General features: G+C 65.5%; 20 protein-coding genes and 1 tRNA gene. 10 read left to right on the top strand and 11 right to left on the bottom strand.

Going from position 1 to position 24,250, the window contains the following annotated elements; genetic code table 11:
* The first annotated feature begins 1 nt into the window (after position 1).
* Entirely contained in the window at positions 2-502 is a 501-nt protein-coding gene (locus tag HMPREF2990_RS05695; protein ID WP_038589612.1) for a hypothetical protein, read from the top strand.
* On the opposite strand, the gene HMPREF2990_RS05690 is transcribed toward HMPREF2990_RS05695, so the two are convergent.
* The 9 genes from HMPREF2990_RS05690 to HMPREF2990_RS12685 form a co-directional block, all read right to left on the bottom strand.
* Positions 477-1,562 carry an FUSC family protein gene (locus HMPREF2990_RS05690; RefSeq protein ID WP_141757811.1) on the bottom strand — a complete coding sequence of 362 codons (1,086 nt, stop codon included), beginning with the start codon at positions 1,560-1,562 and terminating at the stop codon, positions 477-479. The two genes, HMPREF2990_RS05695 and HMPREF2990_RS05690, sit on opposite strands and share 26 nt — an antisense overlap.
* Positions 1,563-1,610: 48 nt before the next feature.
* Entirely contained in the window at positions 1,611-2,345 is a 735-nt protein-coding gene (locus tag HMPREF2990_RS05685; RefSeq protein ID WP_070763105.1) for a spermidine synthase, read from the bottom strand.
* Positions 2,346-2,350: 5 nt separating this feature from the next.
* On the bottom strand, positions 2,351-3,142 hold the full coding sequence (locus HMPREF2990_RS05680) for an ABC transporter ATP-binding protein (protein WP_070763104.1): 792 nt from the start codon (positions 3,140-3,142) through the stop codon (positions 2,351-2,353).
* Positions 3,142-4,044, bottom strand: coding sequence for an ABC transporter permease (locus tag HMPREF2990_RS05675; RefSeq protein ID WP_070763102.1), 903 nt, complete (start codon positions 4,042-4,044; stop codon positions 3,142-3,144). Before HMPREF2990_RS05675 ends, HMPREF2990_RS05680 begins: the two co-directional genes overlap by 1 nt.
* Positions 4,041-5,033, bottom strand: coding sequence for an ABC transporter substrate-binding protein (locus tag HMPREF2990_RS05670; protein WP_070763100.1), 993 nt, complete (start codon positions 5,031-5,033; stop codon positions 4,041-4,043). Before HMPREF2990_RS05670 ends, HMPREF2990_RS05675 begins: the two co-directional genes overlap by 4 nt.
* 118 nt (positions 5,034-5,151) lie before the next feature.
* Positions 5,152-5,649 carry a DUF1707 SHOCT-like domain-containing protein gene (locus HMPREF2990_RS05665; RefSeq protein ID WP_070763171.1) on the bottom strand — a complete coding sequence of 166 codons (498 nt, stop codon included), beginning with the start codon at positions 5,647-5,649 and terminating at the stop codon, positions 5,152-5,154.
* A gap of 74 nt (positions 5,650-5,723) precedes the next feature.
* A complete protein-coding gene (locus tag HMPREF2990_RS05660; RefSeq protein WP_070763098.1) occupies positions 5,724-6,779 on the bottom strand; it encodes a 5-methylcytosine restriction system specificity protein McrC in 1,056 nt (351 codons plus the stop codon).
* The gene (locus tag HMPREF2990_RS12690) at positions 6,772-8,961 is read right to left on the bottom strand and encodes an AAA family ATPase (RefSeq protein ID WP_246817455.1); all 2,190 of its coding nucleotides are present in this window, start codon (positions 8,959-8,961) and stop codon (positions 6,772-6,774) included. The genes HMPREF2990_RS05660 and HMPREF2990_RS12690 overlap by 8 nt, the downstream gene beginning before the upstream one ends.
* A 17-nt stretch (positions 8,962-8,978) precedes the next feature.
* The gene (locus HMPREF2990_RS12685) at positions 8,979-10,379 is read right to left on the bottom strand and encodes a DHA2 family efflux MFS transporter permease subunit (protein WP_070763097.1); all 1,401 of its coding nucleotides are present in this window, start codon (positions 10,377-10,379) and stop codon (positions 8,979-8,981) included.
* Positions 10,380-10,448: 69 nt separating this feature from the next.
* Here HMPREF2990_RS12685 and HMPREF2990_RS05645 point away from each other — a divergent pair, with 69 nt between their 5' ends.
* Genes HMPREF2990_RS05645 through HMPREF2990_RS05635 form a run of 3 tightly spaced genes read left to right on the top strand, consistent with a single transcriptional unit; the run spans position 10,449 to position 12,956 of the window.
* Positions 10,449-11,186 (top strand): DUF429 domain-containing protein, encoded by a 738-nt coding sequence (locus HMPREF2990_RS05645; RefSeq protein WP_083317028.1) that lies wholly within the window; start codon positions 10,449-10,451, stop codon positions 11,184-11,186.
* Between the two features lie 34 nt (positions 11,187-11,220).
* Positions 11,221-11,982 carry a MerR family transcriptional regulator gene (locus HMPREF2990_RS05640; protein WP_070763095.1) on the top strand — a complete coding sequence of 254 codons (762 nt, stop codon included), beginning with the start codon at positions 11,221-11,223 and terminating at the stop codon, positions 11,980-11,982.
* Between the two features lie 14 nt (positions 11,983-11,996).
* Positions 11,997-12,956 (top strand): Dyp-type peroxidase, encoded by a 960-nt coding sequence (locus HMPREF2990_RS05635; protein ID WP_070763093.1) that lies wholly within the window; start codon positions 11,997-11,999, stop codon positions 12,954-12,956.
* A gap of 62 nt (positions 12,957-13,018) precedes the next feature.
* On the opposite strand, the gene HMPREF2990_RS05630 is transcribed toward HMPREF2990_RS05635, so the two are convergent.
* Positions 13,019-14,461: a DUF4185 domain-containing protein gene (locus tag HMPREF2990_RS05630; protein WP_070763091.1), complete on the bottom strand. Its 1,443-nt coding sequence runs from the start codon at positions 14,459-14,461 to the stop codon at positions 13,019-13,021.
* Between the two features lie 177 nt (positions 14,462-14,638).
* On the opposite strand from HMPREF2990_RS05630, the gene fdnG reads away from it, so the two are divergent.
* Genes fdnG through nrfD form a run of 3 tightly spaced genes read left to right on the top strand, consistent with a single transcriptional unit; the run spans position 14,639 to position 20,014 of the window.
* The gene (gene fdnG / locus HMPREF2990_RS05620) at positions 14,639-17,908 is read left to right on the top strand and encodes a formate dehydrogenase-N subunit alpha (RefSeq protein ID WP_210399964.1); all 3,270 of its coding nucleotides are present in this window, start codon (positions 14,639-14,641) and stop codon (positions 17,906-17,908) included.
* Positions 17,909-17,914: 6 nt separating this feature from the next.
* Positions 17,915-18,925 carry a 4Fe-4S dicluster domain-containing protein gene (locus tag HMPREF2990_RS05615; RefSeq protein WP_038589632.1) on the top strand — a complete coding sequence of 337 codons (1,011 nt, stop codon included), beginning with the start codon at positions 17,915-17,917 and terminating at the stop codon, positions 18,923-18,925.
* Positions 18,926-20,014 carry an NrfD/PsrC family molybdoenzyme membrane anchor subunit gene (gene nrfD, locus HMPREF2990_RS05610; protein ID WP_070763089.1) on the top strand — a complete coding sequence of 363 codons (1,089 nt, stop codon included), beginning with the start codon at positions 18,926-18,928 and terminating at the stop codon, positions 20,012-20,014.
* Here nrfD and selD read toward each other — a convergent pair.
* Positions 20,011-21,003, bottom strand: coding sequence for a selenide, water dikinase SelD (gene selD, locus HMPREF2990_RS05605; RefSeq protein ID WP_070763166.1), 993 nt, complete (start codon positions 21,001-21,003; stop codon positions 20,011-20,013). The genes nrfD and selD overlap by 4 nt on opposite strands.
* A gap of 24 nt (positions 21,004-21,027) precedes the next feature.
* On the opposite strand from selD, the gene HMPREF2990_RS05600 reads away from it, so the two are divergent.
* The 3 genes from HMPREF2990_RS05600 to selB all read left to right on the top strand — a co-directional run bounded on the left by HMPREF2990_RS05600 (position 21,028) and on the right by selB (position 24,176).
* Positions 21,028-21,122: transfer RNA gene (locus HMPREF2990_RS05600), tRNA-Sec, on the top strand.
* Between the two features lie 25 nt (positions 21,123-21,147).
* Entirely contained in the window at positions 21,148-22,422 is a 1,275-nt protein-coding gene (gene selA, locus HMPREF2990_RS05595; protein WP_210399963.1) for an L-seryl-tRNA(Sec) selenium transferase, read from the top strand.
* Positions 22,422-24,176, top strand: coding sequence for a selenocysteine-specific translation elongation factor (selB, locus tag HMPREF2990_RS05590; RefSeq protein ID WP_070763087.1), 1,755 nt, complete (start codon positions 22,422-22,424; stop codon positions 24,174-24,176). The genes selA and selB overlap by 1 nt, the downstream gene beginning before the upstream one ends.
* The last annotated feature ends 74 nt before the right edge of the window (positions 24,177-24,250 follow it).

Genomic DNA, 24,250 nt, shown 5'->3' with positions numbered 1-24,250 from the left:
TATGTCAGCGCGCTCTCCGGAAAATATCCTCCTTCGCCTGAGCGAACGCGAGGAGGAGGAAGTGCGTTCGATCTACGCGGCGCTGCACCAGCAGGGCTTTCCGCAGCAGCACCAGCGCCCGCACATTTCGGTGACGTTTGCGCAGCACATGGAGCAACGCGTCGTGGAGGAGGCCGCGGCCCTGCTCCCGCCGCTGTTGCCCGCGCGGCTGGACCGGGTTGGCGTGGTGGTCTTCGGCACGAAGTCGAAGCAGACCGTCGCCTGGCTGCTTGAAGCGCCGGAGGAGCTCGACGCGGCGGCTCGGGCGCTGAGCGCGTTGAACCCGCATGGTCGCGGGGCCCGCTGGGTACCACACCTGACCATGGGCTTGCGCATCCCGAAGGCGATGGTGCCGGACTACATCAGCGCGCTCGCCGAGGTCACCAGCCCGCACTTTAAGACGCTGCACGCCGAGCGTGCCGTGTATTTCCGCCCCGCTACTGGCGAGGAGATTGCGCTTTAGCCCCGCGGGAGGGCCGCACCACCGAGGGGTATGTGCGCACGTAGCCAACCGCGATGATGGTCAGCGCGGCCAACGCGCCGAGCGCGGTTTCGGCCGTTCGCGCCAGCAGCATGGGGCCGACCGGGGCGGCCTGCACCGTCTGGATCATCAGCAGCGCGGTCGGGGTGATAAAGCTTGCGGCGATGGTGTAGTTGCGCGTCACGTACATCTCGGTGAGGTATTGCAACACGACGATCCACACCACGATCTGCCATCCCTGCAGCGAGTGCGAGAGCAAGAAGCCAGTAATCGCAATGCCGCTCAGCGTGCCCAGGACGCGCTCGATAGCGCGGTAGTACTGCACCTTGAACCGCGAGTTGACCAGGGGTGCCACGGCGGCGACCATCGCCCAGTAAAAGTGGGAAAGCGGATCGATCAATGTCACTGAGATCAGCCCGATGGTGCCGGCGAGCAGCGGCGAGAAGAAGAAGCGGCTGGCCTCCACCCGGAGTCGCCGCCGCGGCACGGGGCCTGCGTCCGGCGCGCGGTTGGGTCGCTCGGGCGCGTGCACATCGCCACCCGGACCTTCGCCGATGAGGTGGGACAGCTGGCCGAGCAGCAAACACACCAGCGCGGCCCCGCCAGCGATGGCGAAGGCGAGCAGCGGATGCACCGGGTCGTCGAGGGAGCCGACCGCAGCGACCGAGAAAATCACAAATACTGACCCGGTCGGCTTCATGTCGGTGGCCAGCGCGATCGTCGCCCACACCGAGGACGTCACTGAGCTCACCAGCAGCAGAATCCACGGGCTGAGGCTGAACCACGCAATCGTCGCGCCGAGCGTGACCGACAGCGTCAGCGCGATGCCGGCCAGGATGTGGTGCTCCAGCCGCATCGCGCGCGTGGCATGCCTGCCGTACACACCGGTAAACGCGCCGAAGCTCGCGTAAATAGCAAGGTCAAGTCGCCCAAGCGCCAGCAGCGTAAACATGGGGATCGCCACGCCTAGCGCGGTGCGAAACGCCGGAATGTGGTCGCGCTTTGCGGGCCCCATGTGAAACAGCGGGCTGAAATGGTGCAACGTTGGCCTCCTTCGTGCATAGCTTTGATGGACGCCGATTGACTTTAATCAGTCGCGGCGCGGGGTGTGCTCGTGGGCGTCTAAAGCCAAGGCCCCAGGCACCTCGAGCTCGCTTGTCGACGCCCCAACCACCACATTCCCGTACCCATTGCCTTCAGCCAGCACGACCGTGTTCCCGAACACTTCTCGCAGGCCGGCGAGTTCGGCGCGGGTGGTGGGCAGCCCGGCGGTGTCGCCGATGTTGGCGAGGAACAGCCCGCCGGGGCGCAGTGCGCGCCGTGCGGCGGTGTAGAACTCCACGGTGGTCAGCGCGCGTGGGGTGGTGGGGCCAGCGAAGACGTCCCGGACGATCACGTCCTGGGAGCCGGGCGCGAGCGCGTGAGTAAAGGCGCGGGCCTCGGCGACTTTCAGCTCCACCGGCGGGTCAAAAGCCCAGCGCACCAGCTTGGCGAGTTCGCGGTCCAACTCGACCGCGACGTTGGAGGAGCGCGGGGAGCGGTGCTGCATGTAGGAGGCAAAAGAGCACGCGCCTGCGCCCAAGTGCACGGCGGAGAAGCTTTCGGGGAGGGTGCGGGAGGCGAGGATCTCGGCGAACCAGCGCATGTAGTCGTAGTGGAGGACCTCTGGTGCCCCGAGTACCACGTAGGAGGAGGGGACGCGGTTGACTTCAAGCGTATAGCCGCCATCGCGCGCCGGGTCGGCGAGGATGGCGGCGGTGCCAGTGGCGATGGGGTAGTCGCCCTCGATGCGCTGCTTCGGCGCGCGGGGCTTGCCGCGGCTCACGGGTGCTAGCCCAAAAACGCCTTGTCAGACAAGGTTGCGCCCTTGATCTTGGCGAATTGGGCGAGCAGGTCGTGGACGGAGAGCTTACTCTTGTCCTCGCCTGCGGCCTGCCACACGATCTTGCCCTCGTGCATCATGATCAAGCGGTTGCCTACTCGCAGTGCCTGCTCCATGTTGTGGGTGACCATGAGCGTGGTCAGCCCGCCTTCCTCCACGATGCTGTGGGTGAGCGTGGTCACTAGGTCGGCGCGCTGGGGGTCGAGGGCGGCGGTGTGCTCGTCGAGAAGCATCACCTTTGGCTGGGTGAACCCGGCCATGAGCAGGGAGAGCGCCTGGCGCTGACCGCCGGAGAGCAAGCCCACCTTGTGTCCCATGCGGTCTTCCAGCCCGAGCTCCAGGGTGGAAAGTTGCTCGCGGAAGAACTCGCGTCGTGTGCTGCTCAGGGAGCGGCCGAGGCCGCGGCGCTTGCCGCGCAGGTAGGCAAGGGAGAGGTTCTCCTCGATCGTGAGGTTCGGGGCGGTGCCGGCGAGCGGGTCCTGGAACACGCGGCCGATCAGGGTGGCGCGCTGGTGCTCCTTCATCCGTGTGATGTCGGTGCCGTCGATGTGCACGCTGCCCGTGTCCGGGCGCAGGCGACCGGCGACGGTGTTGAGCAGCGTCGACTTGCCCGCGCCGTTGGAGCCGATGATGGTGCAGAAGTCGCCCTCGGCCAGGTCCAGGTCAACGCCGGCGAGCGCGGTGCGCTCGTTGGCGGTGCCGGGGAAGAAGGTCTTGTGCACGTTCGAGATAGTCAGCATTATGCGTCCGCCTTTGCACTTGCGGCTGGCTTCGCATTCTTGCCGCGCTTGCGCCCGGTGGAGGGCAGCACCTTTGGCAACAGGAGCGCGGCGATGACCAGGACCGCGGAGACCAGCTTCATGTCGTTCGGGTTCAGGCCGACCTGCAGGGCGAAGAAGATGATCATGCGGTAGGCCACCGCACCGACGATGACGGCCACGATCGCCTGCAGCAGCGCGCGCTGGCCCACGATCGCCTGGCCGACGATGACCGAAGCCAGGCCGACCACGATCAGGCCAATACCCATCGAGATGTCGGCAAAACCCTGGAACTGCGCCACGAGCGCGCCGGACATGCCGACCAGCCCGTTCGACAGTGCGAGCGTGAGGATCTTCGTCGCGTCAGTGGACACGCCGAAGGAAGTGATCATCTGCCCGTTGTCGCCGGTCGCGCGAATTGCCAGGCCGAGGTCGGTAGTGAGGAACCAGTAGACCACCAGGGCGAGCAGCAGCACGGAAACTACGAGCAGGCCGACCCCGCCCCAGGAGTGGAGCAGCCCGACATCTTTCAACGGGGTAAAAGCGGTGTCGCTGCGCAACAGCGGCAGGTTCGCCCCGCCCATAATGCGCAGGTTGATCGACCACAGGCCGATCTGGGTGAGGATACCGGCCAGCAGTCCGTCAATACCGCCCTTGGTGTGCAAGAGACCGGTGACCACGCCCGCGGCAAAACCAGCGCAGAACCCCGCAGCGGTGGCCACGAAGGGATTGACCCCGCCGAGGATGAGCACCGCGGCGGTGCCGGCGCCGGTGGTAAACGAGCCGTCCACCGTCAGATCCGCGAAGTTGAGGACGCGGAAGGTGAGGTAGACGCCCAGCGCCATGACCCCGTAGATCAGCCCAAGTTCGAGCGCCGGGATCATACGGTCTCAGCCTGCTTCAGGATCTCCTCGGGAATCTCGACGCCTTGCGCCTTCGCAGCGTCCTCGTTGACAACGTAGGAGAACTCGGTGGCGGTCTCCACCGGCATCTCGGCGGGATCCTCGCCGTCGCGCAGGATGCGCAGCGCCATTTCGCCAGTCTGGCGGCCGAGCTCCTTGTAATCAATACCGATAGTGGCCGCGGCACCGCCCTCGACGGTGCCAGCCTCGGCGCCGATCACGGGGATCTGGTGCTGCTCGGCAACTTGCACCAGCGAGGAAATGCCGGAGACGACCATGTTGTCGGTGGGTACGTAGAAAACGTCAACACCGCTGAGCGTTTCTGCCGCCTGCGGGATCTCGCCCACGCTGGTCACTGTCTGCGTCTCGACGGTCCAGCCGCGCTCCGCAGCCTCCTTCTCCGCGTCCTTCACCTGAATCTGCGAGTTGACCTCGCCGGAGGCGTAGACAATACCGATCGTCTTGGTGTCCGGAGCGAGCTGCTCGATCAGGTCGAACTGATCCTTCAGCGGGGTCTTGTCCGAGGTACCCGTGACGTTGGCACCCGGCGCATCCCAATCGTTGACCAGCTCGGCCTCGACCGGGTCGGTGACGGAGGTAAACAGGATCGGGGTGTCGGTGACGTTCTGCGCCATTGCCTGGGCCGCCGGGGTGGCGTTGGCCAAGATCAGGTCCAGGTTCTGCCCAGCGAACTGCTGCGCAATGGTCAGTGCGGTGGCCTGTTCGCCGTTGGCGTTCTGCTCGGTGAACTCGACGTCCACGCCGGCGTCGGCAAAGGCTTCCTTGAAGCCCTCGGTCGCGGCGTCGAGCGCGGGGTGCTGCACGAGCTGGCTAATACCGATGGAGTAGCTTTCACCACCCGCAGTGTCGCCGCCCGAGCCGCCCTCACTGTCGGAGGAACAAGCGGCGAGCGTGGGGAAAAGCAGTGCGGCGGTTGCAATTAGGGCCAGGGCGGGGCGAGAGGTGTGCATGGTTCGTCCTTTGGTCCGGGAAACGTGATGAACGTTAGGTTAATAGATTCTCGCCTATGCCGAGGGATAAATTTCAAAGAAATTGTGATCCGCAATGCAGGCGGCCCCAAGGTTTGCGCTACTTGCCCAGCTCTTTGCGACGCTCATACGCGATTCGCAGCCGTTCCGCTCGTTCCTTGTTGTCCTCCTTTTCGAGCTCTTCCAACACGTCGTACTCTTCTTCGGAAATATCGGCGAAGGAATAAATTCCCAGGCACACCACACCAACGATTGGCCAGGCCACCCAGGCCATTGAGACATCAAAGACGAATTGCAGCAGGAAAAAGACCGCCGCGCCGAAGCCGACAACCAGCCCCGCCGCGCGATCACAGTTCCGCTTCACGCGGAGCTTGCGCTCCAATTCGGCCTCGCGGGTCGTGTTCGCTGGGGAGGCCAGCTCCTTGCTGTGGGAAGGCTCCGGTAGGTCGCGGAAAAGCGACTCAAGTTCGCCGCGCGTCGTGGCCGAGGCGGCCTGTGCGGTGCGTGCATCAAACTCGGCGACGTCGAGGTAGCCGTCGGCAAAATGCGTGCCTAGGCGGTCAAGGGCTGCAGAACGCTCGGCGTCGCCCACGCGCATCTCGGGAGTGTCGGCCACGGTAGCATCCTTTCGTGCAGGGGGTAGTGCGTGCCCACTATAAAAGATCGCAGGAATTACGCGTGTGCGGGGAACCTGTCAAGTACTGCCTCCAGTTGTGCTCGCACTTGCGGCCACGGGCTGGATAGGTCAATCGTTGTCGCACCAATTCGGTGTCCGCCGATTTCAACGTCGAGTTCGGGTTGGATGGGGCCGTCGGTGCGCGCATATACCAGCAAGCCACCTACGGGCACAGACGATGCGGCCGCGGCGTTTCGCACGTATGCATTGATTTGATAGAGGTTGCCCGAATGCAGGCTTGCCTTGCCGAAACGTCCGTAGCTCATCGACTGCGCGTAGAGCTTGGTATCAACAATCAGCGTGGATTCCGGACCGGTGAGTGTGATGTCGGTGCGCATGTTTGGCAGTTGCTGCTTGCCGACGCTGCGCCCGTCCCCAAGATCCCACACCACCTGCGCCGAGCGCGCTCGGAGTTGCGGGTGATGGAAGCGGAAATACTCTTTGACAAAGTTTTCAAACAGCGCGCTCATTGCCTCCGTGCGCTGCCAGGCGAGCGCGGTATCACCGTGCGTGTCGCCAGGGAGCAGGCCTTTCACCGCAAGCTCGCATGCCCCGAGTAGCCACCGATAAGAGCTATTTGCTCGGTGAAGCTGGAGCTGGTCGAAGTTGATTTCGTGTACTGGGATCCGTGGCACTTGTGTGAAGTAGGGCAGCAGCCTCGTCAACGCGCGTCGCCTAGCCGGTGCAACGTCTGCGTTGCGAGCAAGCATGAGCAGCACGGCGTGGACCGCGCGGTTGTGGGCCGTATCGGGGAGAAACTCCTCGTAGTCGCACACGACTGTGCCACGCTGCGTGCGTTGTCGGGCAAGCGTGGCCGACAGGTTCACGCGGCCGCGGATAGTGCGCAGTTCCTCCCGCTGCGGCACGTAATCGTGGTGCAAGCCGCGCCGCAGCTGCCGCGCGGTTTCCTCAGCGATGACGTGTGCCAACAGATCGTGGAGATGCTCGAAGTCTTGCGGGGCACCGGCACTGGTCGGTACGCGTTCCAGGCACCGAAAGGCGTACGCCATCATGACGTACACATTGCCGATGAGGACACTCGTGTTAGCCATCGATTGCGTCTCGAAGAGTATTTGCCCAGGTGGAAGCGTGCTCTGGTTGATCGAACCAGTACTCGTCAAGCAACGGAATCAGCTCGTCTTCCACGATGGATTCCAACCAGAGGTTGTTTTCTAACGCGGAGTCTTCTGCCATGACGAAGCTGTGGCCAATGGCAAAGCCGCGCCCGAGAGCAGGGTCTGCCTCGATCGCTTCGTTGAGAAGCCCGAGTTGCGTGACAAGCTGTGCTAACTGCGGACTGTCCTGCTGTGCGAGGTAGGCGTCAAATTGTGCGGATTCGAAGGCAGGCGCGAGCTCGAAGAATCCGAAGCGGCGGCGTAGCGCATAATCAAGCAGCGCAAGGCTGCGATCTGCAGTGTTCATCATGCCGATGATGTAAAGGTTCTCTGGGACGGAAAACAGTTCGCCCTCGTAGAGCAATTGGATCGAGTGTCCTCTCTTGCTGCCTTCGATCAGCATCAATAGCTCTCCGAAGATTTTCGAGATATTGCCGCGGTTGATCTCGTCGATGAGGAAGAAGTAGTCGTTATCTGCGTCTTCGCGAGCGCGTTCACAAAAGTCGTAAAAGGGGCCAGATTGGAGTTCGAAGCCACCGGAATCTGTCGGCCTGTAACCGCGCACGAAGTCTTCGTAGGAATAGCTCTGGTGGAATTGCACGGTGCTGATTCGTGCCTGATCTTTTTCACCCATGAGTGAGTATGCCAACCTACGCGCAGCGTAGGTTTTGCCGACGCCGGGTGGTCCGGCGAGGATGACGTTTTTCTTCCGCCTGATCAGGGTACGGAGACGATCAAAGCGCTCGTCGGAGAGGAAGACATCGCGGAGGAAGTCCTCCTCCGTGTACGTGCTTTTGAGCGGTGCAGGCCCGGTGGGTTCGGGGCTGGCGTCGAAAAGCGACTCGAGCGCGGCAACGCGTTTGGGGAAACGAGTGATGTCTGTGAGTGTTTTTGTAGCAAACGCCGAGGGCGGCTCCCAAGAGCCAGTATCGGTCCACTGCACCGTTCGGGTGTTGCGGAAGGTCGTGCGCTCGGGATGAAACTCTGGAGTACCGCGGACCACGCCGCGTCCAATGACCTCGTTGCGCCCACGGCGCGCGTAGATTACGTCACCAGGCTCCATACGGTGCTGGAACTCCCACACCGCGAGCGTGTGGTTTGAAAAGCTTTTCCCGGTACCCTGCGTATCCAACGCGGCACGGATATCCTCCCGTGAGGCGTACTGGGCAAAATCTCCGAGAGATGGCCAGTCCAGGGCCATCAGGCCAGCGTCGCGCTGCGCTTCCCAATTGTGCGCGTTGGCGCCCGGCGCGAATGTCCAGTAGTGCATGCCGCGGACGCTGTCGTCATCCTCATCGGCTGCTTGGGGTGCTGTCGCTTCGCTCCACTGTTCGACGATGCCTGGTGACCAGAAATGGAAGGGCTCGTCGCGTTCTTCTGCGAGTGCACGGCGGATTGCCAGAAGGTCCCGGTCTACTGCATCAGGGCTATCACCAGGCTCCGGGGTGATCCAGTCAGCGAAACCCCGGCGAATTTTTGCCTTCATCGGGTTTGAGGAGATTGGCTCAAATACCTCGGGAAACGCCAAGTATTGCAACGCGTTGCGGATGCCTGAGGTGTCGTCCTCGATGTCAAGCATCAGCAGCTGGAACTCCCACGCATCGCTGCGTGACGCCTCGCGCGTAGCTATGTCCTGGGAACGGAGATGTGCGACGAATTTTGCAAGCCAGATCAGTTGCTTCCACAACGCGCCGTGGTAACCCTGGCCACCCTTGAATCCGGAGGGCTCACGGTTCTTCAGCATCTGCCCAAGCCACTCAGGGAGCGCATCAATTCCCGCAAGTGCGAGAACCTTCTTCAGGTGCTTCACCCTGGTGTCGAGCGTGAGTGTGCGCTCAGCGTGATCGCGCAGGAGAACTAACTCCGCCGCCAGCAGGATTACTGCTTCTGGCGCGCCGGTGAGTTGCTCGCTCAACTTGCTCCACTGGTCCCGCTTGCCTGTCAGCGGGTTGTCCTCGATCCGATGGCGGAGTTCTTCGGCTACTTCAGGAGACCAGATTTTCACGTCTGAGACGATTGATGATTGGCCGTCGCCAAGCATCTGCTCAATGATGGGAGCCACGCCGCGTGCAAGGTGCAATTCGCTTTGTGGACGAGAGGGGGCAAGGGGAGAGCTCATAGCCACCAGTATGGCATCTAGTCGTTCCAACTCTTCGTACGCGCGAAGCCGCACGCCAACGCCGCGCCAAGCAGCGTGATGGCGGCGGGCAGGTAGAGCGAGTGGGACATCGCCAGTGCGAACGGGGCGTGCAGTGCCTCGGGCAGTCCTGAGCCTGTGCTCGGGCCGACGGCGGCGTCGCCGGCACCGTCGCCAAGCTGCGCGTCGAGCTGGGCCGACATGAGCGCGGCGATCGCGGCGGAACCGATGACGGCACCGACCTGGCGCAGCGTGTTATAGACGCTGGATCCCGCGCCGGCGAGGGCACCGGGGAGGTTGCGGGTGGCAATCATGGACAGCGGGCCCCACACCATCGAGTTGGCCACGCCGTTGAGCACGGAGATAGCGACCAGCCAGTAGGGGCTGATTAACGGGTCGGTGATCCACGCGGTCAGCGCGATGGAAAGACTCAGCAGAGTCAGGCCCGTGATGGCGAAGGGGTTGGGCTGATGCGTGTTGGTCAGCTTGCCGATCCACGGCGAGAGCGTGCCCGAGACCAGCCCGGCCGGCACAAGCAGCAGGGCCGCACTGGTGGGGGAGAAGCCTTGGACGGATTGGATGTAGATCATCCACGGGATCATGTAGGTGGACATGGCAAAACCGACGGTGGCGATGGTGACGGCGGCGAGCGAGAAGTTGCGATCGTTGAAAAGCTCCAGCGGCACGAGGGCGTCCTGGCGGATCCGTGACTGCCAGGCGACGAAAACCACAAGCAGCACGAGACCACCAATAATCAAGGCGAGCGCCCGCCAGTCCCAGTCGAGCGCGTTGGCCTCCTGGATGCCAAAGATCAGGCAGAACATACCCACGGCGCTGAAGCCGACGCCGACCCAGTCGAAAGTGCGCGCGGTGCGCTCGAGACGGGGGACGAAGCTCCAACCGAGGATGAGTCCGAGGATGCCGACGGGGATGTTGACGTAGAAGATCCAGGGCCACCCGGAGGCGTCGACAAGCAGCCCGCCCAGAAGCGGGCCGGTAATGGTGGCCACTCCCGCGGTCGCGCCCCACACACCCATCGCGCCGCCGCGCTCGGTGGGCGCGAAGGTGCGGATCATTACCGCCATCGTCTGCGGGGTCACCATCGCCCCGCCCAGGCCCTGGAAGGCGCGCGCGATGATGAGCGCCTCGATCGTGCCCGCCAGCCCGCAGGCCAGCGAGGATACGGTAAAGAGCGCAAGGCCGATCAGGTAGATCGTGCGTGGCCCAAAGCGATCGCCGAGGCGCCCAGTAATCAGCAGCGGCACCGCGTACGCGAGCAGGTAGGCGCTGTTGACCCAGATCACCGAGCCGTAGCTCGCACCCAGATCCGCGGTGATCGCGGGAATCGCCACGGAAACGATGGTCGAGTCGACCAGGATCATGAAAAACCCGAGCATCATGCTCCACAGAGCCGCCCAAGGGGATCGTTGCTGCGTCACGCGGGTCACTCTACCTCTAAGCTCTTGCGCGTGGAACAGTACTATTTCGGCATCGACCTCGCCGCCGACCCCGCCAAGACCGGCACTGCGTTGATCCAGGTCACGCCCGCTGGGCCATTGCTTATCGACGCCACGTGCACCGCCACCGACGACCACCTCACCACCCACGTTGCCCGCGCCGAACTCACCGGCGTGGACATCCCGCTCGGGTGGCCGCGGGCGTTTCGGGAGTTCCTCAACGCTCACGCAGCGGGGGAGGACGGCTTGCCCGCTGGAGCGGGTCCGGACGCGCGGCGCGAGCTGGTCAACCGCTTCACCGACCTGGAAGTCCGCCGCACCGCAGGCGTGACCCCGTTGCCGGTGGCCGCCGAGCGGATCGCGCACCCCGCCCTGCGCTGGGCAGGAATCGAGCAACGCCTGCGTGCCGCTGGCGTGAACACCCACCGCGGCGGTGAGGGCAAGGTCGCCGAGGTGTACCCGGCCGCCGCGCTCAAGCAGTGGGGGATGCGGCATCGCGGCTACAAGGGCGCGGGCGATGCCGGGCGAGCTGTCCGCGAGGAGATCGCGGCGGGGCTCAGTGCGCGCTTCGGGCTGGATTGGGGCAACCGGCGCTCGCTTGCAGTGGGAAGCGCGGACTGCCTCGACGCGGTGATCGCCGCCCTCATCGCCCGCGAGGTGCGCGCCGGGCGCTGCATCGCCCCGCCCGCTGACCAGGCAGAACTCGTCGCGGAGGAGGGGTGGATCTGGGTTCCACGCGCCCGCGCTTGACCTTGCCCCTACGGCAACCTGTTCACTTTCACCTATGACCGCTTACACGATTGGCGAAGCCGCCGACATCCTCGGCGTCACCCCAAAGGCACTGCGTCACTGGGAGACACTCGAGCTACTGCAGCCCGAGCGCACGAGCACCGGCTACCGCGTCTACGACGACTTTGACCTCGAACGAGGCGCGGCGATCGCCCTCTACCAGGGCATCGGCATCCCGCTTGCGCGCATCGCAACGCTTCTCGACGCCTCCCCGTCCCACCTCGCACGCGCACTTTCCGCCCACCACGAGGCTCTGCGCACGCGCCGGGACGCACTCGAGGCCCAACTCCAAGCGGTCGAGGAAATGATGGACAAGCAACAGAAAGGCACACTGACCATGGAAGATATGAAGCAGTACTTCGGCGAGGAGTTCCCGGCCTACCAGGAAGAGGCTGAAAACCGCTGGGGGCACACCCCCGAGTGGGCCCAGTCCCAGGAAGCGCTGTCCAAGGTGGACGCGACGAAGGCGCAGCAGCTCATGCGCGAGCAGGAGGAGCTCGCCGCGGCGCTCGTCGCCGCGCGTGATGCAGGAGTCGAACCGGGCTCGGAGGAAGCGGAGCGGCTCGTGGCCGCACACCGCGACTCGATCGCGCAGTGGTACGAGGTCACCCCGGCCCGGCAGCTGATCCTGGCGCGCATGTACGTCGGCGACGAGCGCTTCCACGAGGCCTACGCTGGTGCGCAGGACTACCTCCTCGAGCTGGTCACCGCCCATGCAGCGGCAGCAGGTGTGGATGTGGACTCGCCTCAGTGGTAGGTAAGCTGGGGCGCATGACCGAAAAGCACTCAGCTGACGTTTCGCAAACTGTCATCCTGCCCCAGTCCAAGGACGCCATCTTTTTGACCATCACGCTGAAGGAGGGCGTCGAGAAGCAAGCGCTCGAGGCGATCACCGGCCTGCAGGGCCTGGTCAACGGCGTTGGCTTCCGCTGGCCTTCGGCGCAACTCAGCGCCGTCGTGGGCATCGGTGCCGAGCTGTGGGAGCGCATGTTTGACACCCCGAAGCCGGAAGGCCTGCACCTCTTCCGCGAGCTGCAGGGCACCAAGCACCACGCGCCGTCGACGCCGGGTGATCTTTTCTTCCACATTCGCGCCGACGAGTACGACGTGGCCTTCGAGCTGGCGCGCCGCATCAACGTCGTACTCGACGGCGCCGTCGCCGAATACGACGAGGTGCATGCCTTCCAGTACCAGGACTTCCGCGATCCGCTCGGCTTTGTCGACGGCACGGAGTCCCCGCGCGGCCAAGCCGGCATCGAGACTGCGCTGATCAGCGAGGGTGAGTGGGCCGGCGGCTCCTACATCGTGGCGCAGAAGTACATCCACAACTTGAAGGACTGGGATGCGCTGCCGGTAGAGGAGCAGGAGAAAGTCATCGGCCGCACCAAGCACGACGACATTGAGTTCGACGAGGACGTAAAACCTGCCAATTCCCACGTGGCCGTGAACTCGGTCAAGGACGAGGACGGCGAGTCGCTCGAGATCGTGCGCAACAACCTCACCTTCGGCGATGCACTGGGCAACCAGGGCACCTACTTCATGAGCTACGCCAAGGACGTGGAAATCACCGAGCGCATGCTGCGACGCATGTTCATCGGCGAGCCCGAGGGCAACTACGACCGCATCCTAGACTTCTCCGAGGCGCTGACCGGCGTGAACTTCTTCGCCCCGTCGGCAGACTTCTTGGAAAACGCCGAGGAGCACGCGAAGCCGGGGCTCGTCTCCGAGTAAGGCTTGCAACGACGCGAAAGCGCCCCCGGTGGTAGCCGGGGGCGCTTCTGTCTGTGCTGGCGCTAGATGTGCAGCATCTCGCGCAGCTGCGGCGGCAGCATGTCGCGCCAGAACGGGAAGGACATGGCGGCAATCGCGGCGATGCCGCCGAGCACGCCGACGATGGTGACGATCTTCTCAGTGGTCTCGTCCATGCCGGAGCTCAGCGAGCTGTTGCTGGCGCTCCTTCCATCAGCGCCCGGGATGTCGTTGGCCACGGGAGGCTCCGGCAGGGCGGGCAGGGAAGCAGCATCGATGCCGTAGATCTCGTCCAGGCCGCGGACGTTGAACTGGGTCGCCATGTAGCGCTTGTGGGTGCCGGTGTTCCACTGCGAGATCACCACGTCCAGGTTGTCGATGGTTGAGCCCGGGACGATGTAGCCGCCGTAGGGCTGCGACCAGTTACGTGGCGACTGCGGGTTTGCCCAGCTGCCGTTCTTGGCGATCGTGGTCACCGGCACGTCGTTCCAATTGCGGGCGATCTCGTCGGAAATGCGGACCTCGATCGCCCCGGTCTCGTTGTTGAAGATCACGAGCACCCAGTAACCCTGGATGTAGCGCAAGTTCATCTCGCCGGCCTGCATCCGGTGGTCGATGATGGGGGCGTAGTGGTCGCCCCACTCGCCGGAACCCGGGTTGAACAGCTCCCACTTGTCGCGATCGCCGATATCCTCGATCTTGAAGCGGGAGAGGTACACGTCGTCCTTACGCTCGAAGGAGGACATCACCACGTAGATGTAGCCGTCCGGGCCCTGCTCCCAGCTGATCATGTCGCCCAGGCCATTGAGGTAGTTGTGGCTGGTGTAGCCCACCGAGGTCCAGCGCTTGCCGCGCGAATCCGACTTCCAGATCTGGGTGTTGCTGACGTTGTGCAGGCCGCGGTTCCACATGCCCTGCATGTAGAGGGTGCCGTCGATGTTGATGATGTCGGAGGGCAGCAGCGTGAAGTCCTTCTCCGGTGCGTAGCTGATCAGCGGGCGCACGCGGTTGCCGTCGTTGAGCGGGCCTGAGACCTGCACGAAGCCGTCCTTGTCGACGTGGCCGACAAGACCCGTCGGGCTCATCCAGTCCCCGTCGAAGACCGTGCCGCCGGTAAAGGAATCGCCGAAGATCATGGCGAAGTCTTTCCCACCCAGCGGTGCCATCACGCCGAGGTCAGTTGCGCCCATGCCGACGCCCTGCGACCAGGTGCCGAGGATATCGCCCATGACACGTACGGTCGCCCCACTTGGCATCTTCACCGCGTCCTGGGTGCCTACCTGGTTTTGCTGGTAGTGGAACTCCACTCCGTGCTCCGCGGCGTACTGCTCGGAGAACTCGGCCGAGGCGTCCGGGCCAGAACCGAAGACTTCCTCATTCGAGTCTTCGTCGGCACCGGCACCTGGTGAGGCCACGGTGAGGGAGAGCGCAACAGCGCTGGCGATGGTGGTGCTGCGCAGTGCGCGGCGGCGGGGAGAAGTGTGCATGCTCACTCGGTTCAGGCTGTAAGAAAAATGGAGTTTTCGGCAGAAATGCTTGGACGTTGGAGGCCAAGCACACTGAATGTATCAAAGTTGAATCAATTATGTAGCGCGAGAGTGGAAAGAACTGGCGGCGCGCTGGAAAACTCGTGGTGGAGGGCAACTTCGGCTAGGGTAGGGGGCATGTCTCGTTTTAGTCCCCTGAACTGGCCGGTTGTGCGCCAGATGCGAGACGGTGACCTTTTCGCCCGTGGTGAGAACACCGAATCGCACAAGAGTAAGACGATGCAGGGCCGGATTGAAGATGCGGACCGCGTCGTCAAAAGCGTCTGCCCGTACTGCGCCGTCGGCTGTGGCCAGCGCGTGTACGTCAAGGACGAGAAAGTCATCCAGATCGAGGGCGACCCGGATTCGCCCCACTCGCGCGGTCGCCTGTGTCCGAAGGGCGCGGCCTCCGAGCAGCTGGTCAACGCGCCCGGTCGCTTGACTGAGATCCTCTACCGCGCACCGGGTGCCACTGAGTGGCAGACCCTGGATCGCGACACTGCACTGGACATGGTCACCGACCGTTTCCTGGAGGCGCGTAAGAACGGCTGGCAGGACTTTGACGAAGAGGGGCGCGCGCTGCGCCGCACCATGGGCATTGCTGGCCTGGGCGGTGCCGCGATGGACAACGAGGAAAACTACCTGATTAAGAAGCTGTGGACCGCCTCCGGCGCGGTGCAGATCGAAAATCAGGCCCGTATATGACACTCCTCCACGGTTCCCAGTTTGGGATCCTCGTTTGGACGCGGTGGCGCAACCCAGCCGCTGCAGGACATGGCCAATGCGGACTGCATTGTCATCCAGGGCTCGAACATGGCCGAGGCACACCCGGTCGGGTTCCAGTGGGTCATTGAGGCCAAGGCACGTGGTGCCCGGATCATCCACGTCGACCCGCGGTTTACGCGAACGTCGGCAGTGGCGCATAAGCACGTGCCGATCCGTGGCGGCAGCGATGTTGTGCTGCTAGGCGCGGTGATCAACTACGTGCTGCAGAATGACCTGTACTTCGAGGAGTACGTCAAGGCGTTCACCAACGCTGCGACGCTGATCAGCGAAGAATTCCAGGACACCGAGGACCTCGACGGGCTGTTCTCCGGCTACGACCCGGAGACCGGCGCTTACGACAACTCGACCTGGCAGCCGCAGAAGAACTGGGACGCGCAGGTCTCGTGGGACCACAAGACGGATCCCACGCTGCAGGACCCGAACACGGTCTTCCAGATCCTCAAGCGTCACTACTCGCGCTACACCCCTGAGGTGGTGGAGCAAGCCTGCGGTATTTCGCAGGAGGACTTCTACTACCTGGCGGACTCCATCGTGGAAAACTCCGGGCGCGAGCGCACGACCTGCTTCGCCTACGCGCTGGGCTGGACGCAGCACACCATGGGTGCGCAGTTCATCCGCACGTGTGCGATCCTGCAACTGCTCATGGGCAACGTGGGACGACCGGGCTCCGGCATTATGGCGCTGCGCGGTCACGCCTCGATCCAGGGCTCGACGGACGTGCCGACGCTGTTTCACCTGCTGCCCGGCTACCTGCCGATGCCGCAGGCAACCGCGCAGACCTGGGACGAGTACCTGGCCGCGGTGTCCAAGCGCGACCAGAAGGGCTTCTGGCAGAAGGGTGACACCTACGCGGTCTCCCTGATGAAGACCTACTGGGGCGACGCTGCCACCGAGGAAAACAACTGGGGCATGGACCTTATGCCGCGCCTGACCGGCGCGCACTCGACGTACCACACGCTGCAGTTGATGGATCAGGGCCTGGTTGACGGCTACTTCGTCTTCGGCCAGAACCCCGCGGTGGCGCAGTCCAACGGACGCATGCAGCGTATGGCGCTGTCCAAGCTGAATTGGATGGTGGTGCGCGACTTCCAGGAGATCGAGACCGCCACGTTCTGGAAGGACTCCCCGGAGATCAAGTCGGGTGACCTTGTCACCGAGGAGATTGATACGGAGGTCTTCCTCTTCCCGGCCGCGAACCACGTGGAGAAGGCGGGCACCTTCACCCAGACGCAGCGCATGCTGCAGTGGCGCTTCAAGGCGAAGGACGCCCCGGGCGATGCTGATAGTGATCTGCAGTTCTTCTACGAGCTGGGCAAGCGCATCAAGGAGCGCGTGAAGGACTCGACCGACCCGCGCGACTTGCCGCTGCAGAAGATCACCTGGGACTACGACACCGACGAGCACGGCGAGATCGACCCCGAGTCGGTGCTGCGCGAGATCAACGGCTACTACCTGGAGGGCCCGCGCAAGGGCCAGCTGGTGGATAAGTTCGCTGACCTCAAGGCCGACGGCTCCACTTCCTCCGGCTGCTGGATCTACTGCGGTGTGTTCGCGGGCGATGTGAACCGTTCCGCCAACAAGCGCCCGGGCTCCGAGCAGGACGAGATGGCGCTGGACTGGGGCTGGGCGTGGCCGATGAACCGCCGCGTGCTCTACAACCGCGCTTCTGCGGACGAGGACGGCAAGCCGTGGTCGGAGCGTAAGAAGCTCGTCTGGTGGGACGAGGACGCGGAGAAGTGGCAGTCCAACGACGTCGTCGACTTCCCCGTGGACCGAGCGCCCGGCTTCAAGCCGGATCGCGACGCGGTGGGCCCTGCGGCACTGTCTGGCAGCGACGCCTTCATCATGCAAAACGACGGGCGCGCGTGGTTGTTCGCGCCGACCGGCATGGTGGATGGCCCGATGCCGACCCACTACGAGCCGCAGGAGTCGCCGTACCCGAACGTGTTGTACGCGCAGCAGCAGTCGCCGTCGCGCATTGTGATGCGCGGGGAGGACAACCTCTCGGCGCCGAACTTCGGCGAGCCGGGCACGGAGGTCTACCCGTACATGCTCAACACCTACCGGTTGACTGAGATGTACACCTCGGGCGCGATGACGCGCACGCTGCCGTTCCTGGCGGAGCTGCAGCCGGAGCTGTTCTGCGAGGTTTCGCCGGAGCTGGCGCGCCGCGTCGGGCTGGAAAACGGCGAATGGGCGACGATCATTTCGCCGCGCAACGCCATCGAGGCCCGCGTGCTGGTCACCGAGCGCATCAAGACGCTCACGATCGGCGATGCCACCTTCGAGCAGATCGGTATGCCTTTCCACTATGGCCGCGGCGATTACGCCGAGGTCTCCGGTGATGGGCCGAACGACCTGCTGGGCATCATGCTCGATCCGAACGTGAACATCCAGGCCTCCAAGGTCTCGGCGGTGGACATCCGCCCGGGCCGCCGCCCGCGTGGCGCGGATCGCGTCGCGCTGGTGCGCGAGTACCAGAAGCGCGCAGGTTTGGATCAGGACACAGGGACAGTGCTTCACGACGGGGCGTCGTCCGAAGCCATCCGCCAAGGCCAAGGCGAAACCTCGGCCGCGAAGGACGATCCCACCAAGGACAACATGTCGGACCAGGAAGGGTAGGGCCAGTTGCAGACAACAAACCGGATTACTGAATCGCCCGCCAACGTGGGCTATGACAGGGACAACCGCAAGGCGTTTTTCACCGATACCTCCATCTGTATCGGCTGCAAAGCCTGCGAGGTGGCCTGCAAGGAGTGGAACCGCAACCCGCAGGACGGCGAGTACGCCCTGTCCGGCATGTCCTACGACAACACCGGTGCGCTGGGCGCGGACACCTGGCGCCACGTTGCGTTTATCGAGCAGAGCGAGGAGCAGATCGCGCAGGCGCGCGAGGAGGGCAAGAAGCTCGTCTCCCTCGGTATGCCGAACATGCCGGGGGCGGAGGCGGAGGCACCTGAAGAATCGCAGACCAAGCTGCCGGACACCCCGGATTTCCGCTGGCTGATGTCCTCGGACGTGTGCAAGCACTGCACCAATGCGGGCTGCCTCGATGTGTGCCCGACCGGTGCGCTGTTCCGCACCGAGCACGGCACCGTCGTCGTGCAGGATGATGTGTGCAACGGCTGCGGGACGTGCGTAGCAGGCTGCCCCTTCGGCGTGATCGAGCGCCGTTCCGACGGCGGGGTGCAAAAGCGCAACGAGCGCTTTAAGCAGGGCGAAGACTTCACCGTCGGCGAGGTCGCGCCAATCAAGAACGTCGGCGTGGCGCAGAAGTGCACCATGTGCTTTGACCGGCAGCAAGTCGGGGAGGGCCCGGCGTGTGCGAAGACATGCCCGACCAACTCGATCCAGTACGGCACCTACACGGAGATGCTGGCGAGGGCGAAGGCGCGCGTCGCCGAGCTCCACGCGCAGGGCCTGACCGAGGCACGCCTCTACGGCGCGAACAGCGAGGACGGCGTCGGTGGCACCGGCTCGATCTTCCTGCTTCTCGACGCCCCCGAGGTCTACGGCCTCCCGCCAGACCCCGAAGTGCCCACCGCGAACCTGCCCGAGATGGCCAAGCGCGCCGTTGTCGCGGCAGCAGGCCTGGTTGGCGCCGCGGCAGCAGCATTCGTGATTGGAGGCGGAAAGTAAATGGCAGACTTCGACGCATTCCGACCGCCGGAAGCACCCCGCGGCCCGCGCCGCAAGGACAGGAAGGGACCGCACGGCAAGAAGCAGCGCCGCGGCGAGGAGCTGATGGTGCCGCGCGCGGAGTTCGCGCATTACGACTCCTACTACGGCCGCCCGATCGTGAAGTTCCCGCCCTGGGAGTGGCCGATCGGCGTGTACTTTTTCCTCGGCGGCGTCGCAGGCGGTTCCTCGCTGCTCGCCGTCGGAGCGGGCGCGACCGGCAACCGCGAGCTGCAGCGCAACACCCGGCTCACCGCAGCCGTGGCCGCAGCCGTCGGCTCCGGCTGCCTCGTGTTGGACCTGGGCCGACCCGAGCGCCTTTTGAACATGTTCCGCGTGTTCAAGCTCTCCTCGCCGATGTCTGTTGGGTCCTGGATCCTCGGCTCCTTCTCCAGCGCGGCGGTGGCTGCCGCAGCTGCGGAGGCAGACACCTTAACCGGTGAGCGCATCCCGCTGCCGGCACCCGCGCGCAAGGCACTGCACGCGCTGGCCACCCCGATGGGCGTGTTCTCCGGGCTCATGGGCGCGCCGCTGGCCGTCTACACTGCGGTGCTGCTCGGCAATACCTCGGTGCCGATGTGGCAAGGCGCGCACAAGCAGCTGCCCAACCTGTTCGTCTCGTCGGCCGCGTGCGCATCGGCGGGCGTGGCGCTGGTGACCACCTCGACCGCGAACAACGGCCCGGCCCGCGTGTTGGCGGGGGCGGGCGCGGTGGCGGACGTCGTGGCGTCGAAAAGCGTGAAGCGCGCGCTCGACGATCCGCTGCCGGAAACGATGCAGGAGGGCAAGGCTGGCCGCATGCTCAAGGCAGCCGAGGCGCTCGTCGTCGCCGGTGGTATCGGCGCTGTTTTGGGCGGCAAGAACCGCGTCATCGCGGGGCTAAGCGGTGCGGCGCTGGCCACCGCCTCCTGCCTGACGCGCTTCGGCATCATCGCCGCAGGTAAACGCTCCACCGAGGACCCGAAGTACGTGGTCGAGCCGCAGCGCAACCGCTTGCGCGCCCGCCAGGAGGCCGGCCAGGTCGGCGACTCGATCACGACCGCGCGCTAGCGCACGCGGACTCGCCCGGTGCCCTCGGTGGTCTCGCCGATGACGGGGTAGCCGGGCACCTCGCCGATGACCAGCAGGCCGCCGGAAGTCTGCGCGTCGGCGAGCAGCAGGAGGTCGTCGTCTCCCACACCGTCCGCGTCGACGTGCGGGCGCACCCAGTCGAGGTTGCGCTGCGAGCCGCCGGGGATGAAGCCTTTGTCGAGGGTGTCGCGCGCGCCGTCGATAAGCGGGACCTTCGTGTGGTCGATAACCGCGTCGATGCCGGAGGCGCGCGCCATCTTGTACAGGTGGCCGAGCAACCCGAAGCCCGTGACGTCGGTCGCCGCGCGCACGCCCGCCTCGACGGCGGCGCGGGAAGCATCGCGGTTCAGCGTGGTCATCACCTCAACTGCCTGCTCGAACCACTCGCCGGTGGCCTTGTGACGGTTGTTCAAAAGGCCGGAGCCGATCGGCTTGGTCAGCGTGATTGGCAGGCCGGGGGCGGCGGCGTCGTTGCGCATGAGGCGGGCCGGGTCAATCGTGCCGGTCGCCGCCATGCCGTAGATCGGTTCGGGCGCGGAAATGGAGTGGCCGCCGGTCACCGAGATGCCGGCCGCGCTCGCGCCGTCGAGTCCGCCGTGGAGCACCTCGCGGATGAGTTCCTGCGGCAGCACATCGCGTGGCCATCCGAGCAGGTTGATGGCGGTAATCGGGGTGCCGCCCATGGCGTAGACGTCGGAAAGCGCGTTGACGGCGGCGATCTTGCCCCACGTGTACGCGTCGTCCACCACCGGGGTGAAGAAGTCGGCGGTGGAAATCACGGCGAGGTCCTCGCGCACGCGGATGGCGGAGGCATCATCGCCGTCGTCCAGGCCGACGATCACGTTCGGGTCGCTCACGCCAACCAGGCCTTTGACGGCGTCCTCGAGCTCGCCGGGTGGGATCTTGCAGGCGCAGCCCCCGCCGGCAGCAAACTGGGTGAGACGGATTTCTGGGTTCGTAGTGCTCATGGGGCCTATGGTAGCGTTTTGCGCGGAGGCGTACGCGTCCTGGTGGGCGCCCCAGTCTTCAAAACTGGTGAGGCCGAGTAGCTCGGTCTGGCAGGTTCGATTCCTGTCCGTCTCCGCCACGCGCTTATAAGGGAGGACACGAGTTTGAGCGATCCGCGCCGCAACATCCCAGGTACCGATACTTTGCTTGCGCTCGCCCCGCACGCGCTGAAGGCTTGTGCGCACGAGGTGCAGGCTGCTTGTCGACGCGGCGAGCTCCACCCCGACGATGCCCCCGAGCACTTCCTGAACCTGATCGACGCCGGCGCGACCACACTCACGCCCGTGCTCAATGCCACCGGCGTGGTGGTGCACACCAACGTCGGTCGCGCGGCACTCGGCCCGCTGGCGGTCGACGCGCTGGTTTCCGCCGCGGGCTACGTGGACGTGGAGATGGACTTAGCAAACGGGGTGCGCTCCCGCGATCGGGGAGCGGGCGCGCGCAAGGCGTTGTTGGCGGCCTGCCCCGCGGCCGAGGACGCGCTGGTGGTGAACAACGGCGCGAGCGCGTTGCTGCTGGCCACGGCTGCGCTTGCCGAGCACGGTTCGGTCGCGATCTCGCGCGGCGAACTCATCGAGATCGGCGCCGGGTTCCGCCTGCCCGAGCTCATCGAGTCCGCCCACGTGAAGCTGGTGGAGGTCGGCGCGACCAACCGCACGCACCCGCACGATTACGAGCGCGCCGCCGCTGATGATTCGCTGCGCGCGATCTTGAAAGTGCACCCCTCGAACTACCGAGTCCACGGCTTTACCGCCGAGGCTTCTGTGGCGCAGCTGCGCCAGATCGCGGATGCCAACGGCCTGTCGCTCATCGTGGATACCGGCTCCGGCCTGCTGCACCCGGACCCCGCGCTGCCGGACGAGCCGGACGCGGCAACGGCGCTCGCCCACGGCGCCGACATCGTCCTGTTCTCCGGCGACAAGCTGCTCGGCGGGCCGCAGGCGGGCGTGATCATGGGGCGGGCCGAGGCGGTTGCGAAGTTGCGGCGGCATCCGCTGGCGAGGGCGGTGCGCGTCGATAAGCTGCGCCTGGCCGCGCTCGAGGCGACGGTGCGGGCGGCGGAAACACCGACCTCGGCCGCGCTGCATGCGGACCCCGACACGCTGCGGGCGCGCACACAAGCGCTGGCCGAGCGTGTGGGCGCGCCCGTGGTTGCGCACGACGGGCGCGTCGGCGGCGGGGGAGCGCCCGGCGTGCCGCTGCCTGGGTACGCGGTCGCGCTCGATCCTGTACTTGCTGCCCCCTTGCGCAGGCGACGGCCGGCGGTGCTCGGGCGCGTCCACGACGGCCAACTGCTGCTGGACCTGCGGTGTGTGCCCCCGCACCGCGACGAGGAGATCGCACAGGCGGTGCTCGAGTGCGCGGAGGCGGAACGCTGATGCCGTACGTCGTCGCCACCGCGGGCCACGTCGATCACGGCAAATCCACCCTGGTCAAAGCACTCACCGGCATGGAGCCAGACCGCTGGGAAGAAGAGCAGCAGCGCGGTCTGACCATCGACTTGGGCTTCGTGTGGGCGAAGCTGGATACGTTGGACGTCGCGTTTGTCGACGTCCCGGGCCACGAGCGCTTCATCGCCAACATGCTCGCCGGCGTTGGTCCCGTGCCCGCCGTCCTCTTCGTCGTCGCGGCCGACGAGGGCTGGATGGCGCAGTCGCGCGACCACGCCGCGGCTATCGACGCCTTCGGCATCTCTCATGCGGTGATCGCGATGACCCGCGCGGACCGCGCCGACGCGCAGCGCAGGGACGAGGTGCGCGCCGAGATCACCCGCGAGGTCGCGGGCACCACGCTCGAAGGCGCGCCGATCGTCGAGGTCTCCGCGCACACCGGCGAGGGCCTCGACGCGCTCGTCGCCGCCTGCGTGGAGATGCTGCGTGCAGCACCTTTACCTGACCCCGCCGCTCGCGTGCGTTTTTGGGTCGACCGCGCCTTCAGCGTCAAGGGCGCGGGCACGGTGGTCACCGGCACGCTGACCGCGGGCACGATCCGCCCCGGAGACACGCTGCGGCTTGGCGCGCGCGACGTGAAAGTCCGCGGCATCCAATCCGAGGACACACCCGTCGACGCCGCCCGCCCCGCCATGCGCGCCGCCCTCAACCTGCGCGACATCAGCGCCGACGAGGTGCGCCGCGGAGACGCACTGTGCACCCCCGAGGCGTGGGAGCACACTTCGCTTCTCGACGCCCACATCACCACCGGCACACCCGCCACCGCACTCCCACACGAAGTCCACGCCCACCTCGGCACCGCCCAGGTCACGGCGAAGATCCGTCCCTTCGGCGAGGACTACCTGCGCCTTATTTTGGAGCGCCCGCTACCGGTCACGCTCGGCGACGCCCTGGTCCTGCGCGCACCCGGTGCCCAGCACATCCTCGCCGGAGTGCGCACTGTCGACGTCGACCCGCCCGAACTGCCGCGCCGCGGCGACGGCCGACGCCGCGCCGCAGAATTGCCGACGCTGCCCGACCTCTCCCACGAGATCGCCCGCCGCGTCGCGGTCACGCCCGCGCACCTGGCCCGCCTCGGCTTTCCGGTGACAGGGGAGCCGCCGCAGGGCACCATCGAGTTCGCCGGCTACTGGATCCGCGCGACCCAAGTCATGGAGTGGAAGCGCGAGCTTTTGGAGGCGGTCGCCGAGCACACGCGCCGTGATCCTCTGTCGGCGGGGCTTAGCGCGGGGGCGGCCGTCGACAAGCTTGGCCTGCCGGATCCGCAGCTGCTGGCGCTTGCCGCCGCCGCAGCGAAGCTCACGCTTGCCGACGGCGTGCTCACCACCCCCGCCGCTGTCGCCCCCGGCATCGCGTCGCTCGAGGAGCACTTACGCCGCGCTCCTTTTCAAGCACCCGAGGCAGCTGACCTCGAGCGCTGGGAGCTCGGCGCGAAGGAGCTCGCCGCTGCCGAGCGCGCCGGCCGCATTATCCGGCTCGGCGCGAACCGGGACATCGTGCTGCTTGCCGACGCCCCCACGCACGCCACCAATCTCCTGCGCCACCTCGATACGCCCTTTACCGCTTCCCAGGCGCGCAAGGCGTGGGACACGACCCGCCGCGTGGCTATTCCGCTGCTCGAGTATCTCGATGCGGCAGGGGTGACCCGCCGCGTCGACGGCACCGCGCGTGTTTTGCGATAACCCTTATTAGACGCACGAATTGGGCTGTCGGTTCCCTTTTGGGGCGAAAGTGGAATACTTCTCACATTTGCTTG

The sequence above is a fragment of the Corynebacterium sp. HMSC071B10 genome (genome assembly GCF_001814825.1).
In the GTDB taxonomy this organism is placed as follows: domain Bacteria; phylum Actinomycetota; class Actinomycetes; order Mycobacteriales; family Mycobacteriaceae; genus Corynebacterium.
The sequence above is the reverse complement of the archived record's forward strand: the minus strand, read 5'-3'. Positions and strand labels throughout refer to the sequence as shown.

Excerpts from the sequence above, each read along its gene's own strand:
- HMPREF2990_RS05695 (WP_038589612.1), top strand. The coding sequence starts at position 2 with ATGTCAGCGCGCTCTCCGGAAAATATCCTCCTTCGCCTGAGCGAACGC.
- HMPREF2990_RS05680 (WP_070763104.1), bottom strand. The coding sequence starts at position 3,142 with ATGCTGACTATCTCGAACGTGCACAAGACCTTCTTCCCCGGCACCGCC.
- HMPREF2990_RS05675 (WP_070763102.1), bottom strand. The coding sequence starts at position 4,044 with ATGATCCCGGCGCTCGAACTTGGGCTGATCTACGGGGTCATGGCGCTG.
- HMPREF2990_RS05670 (WP_070763100.1), bottom strand. The coding sequence starts at position 5,033 with ATGCACACCTCTCGCCCCGCCCTGGCCCTAATTGCAACCGCCGCACTG.
- HMPREF2990_RS05665 (WP_070763171.1), bottom strand. The coding sequence starts at position 5,649 with ATGCGCGTGGGCGACGCCGAGCGTTCTGCAGCCCTTGACCGCCTAGGC.
- HMPREF2990_RS05660 (WP_070763098.1), bottom strand. The coding sequence starts at position 6,779 with ATGGCTAACACGAGTGTCCTCATCGGCAATGTGTACGTCATGATGGCG.
- HMPREF2990_RS12690 (WP_246817455.1), bottom strand. The coding sequence starts at position 8,961 with ATGAGCTCTCCCCTTGCCCCCTCTCGTCCACAAAGCGAATTGCACCTT.
- HMPREF2990_RS12685 (WP_070763097.1), bottom strand. The coding sequence starts at position 10,379 with ATGATGCTCGGGTTTTTCATGATCCTGGTCGACTCGACCATCGTTTCC.
- HMPREF2990_RS05640 (WP_070763095.1), top strand. The coding sequence starts at position 11,221 with ATGACCGCTTACACGATTGGCGAAGCCGCCGACATCCTCGGCGTCACC.
- HMPREF2990_RS05635 (WP_070763093.1), top strand. The coding sequence starts at position 11,997 with ATGACCGAAAAGCACTCAGCTGACGTTTCGCAAACTGTCATCCTGCCC.
- HMPREF2990_RS05630 (WP_070763091.1), bottom strand. The coding sequence starts at position 14,461 with ATGCACACTTCTCCCCGCCGCCGCGCACTGCGCAGCACCACCATCGCC.
- nrfD (WP_070763089.1), top strand. The coding sequence starts at position 18,926 with ATGGCAGACTTCGACGCATTCCGACCGCCGGAAGCACCCCGCGGCCCG.
- selD (WP_070763166.1), bottom strand. The coding sequence starts at position 21,003 with ATGAGCACTACGAACCCAGAAATCCGTCTCACCCAGTTTGCTGCCGGC.
- selB (WP_070763087.1), top strand. The coding sequence starts at position 22,422 with ATGCCGTACGTCGTCGCCACCGCGGGCCACGTCGATCACGGCAAATCC.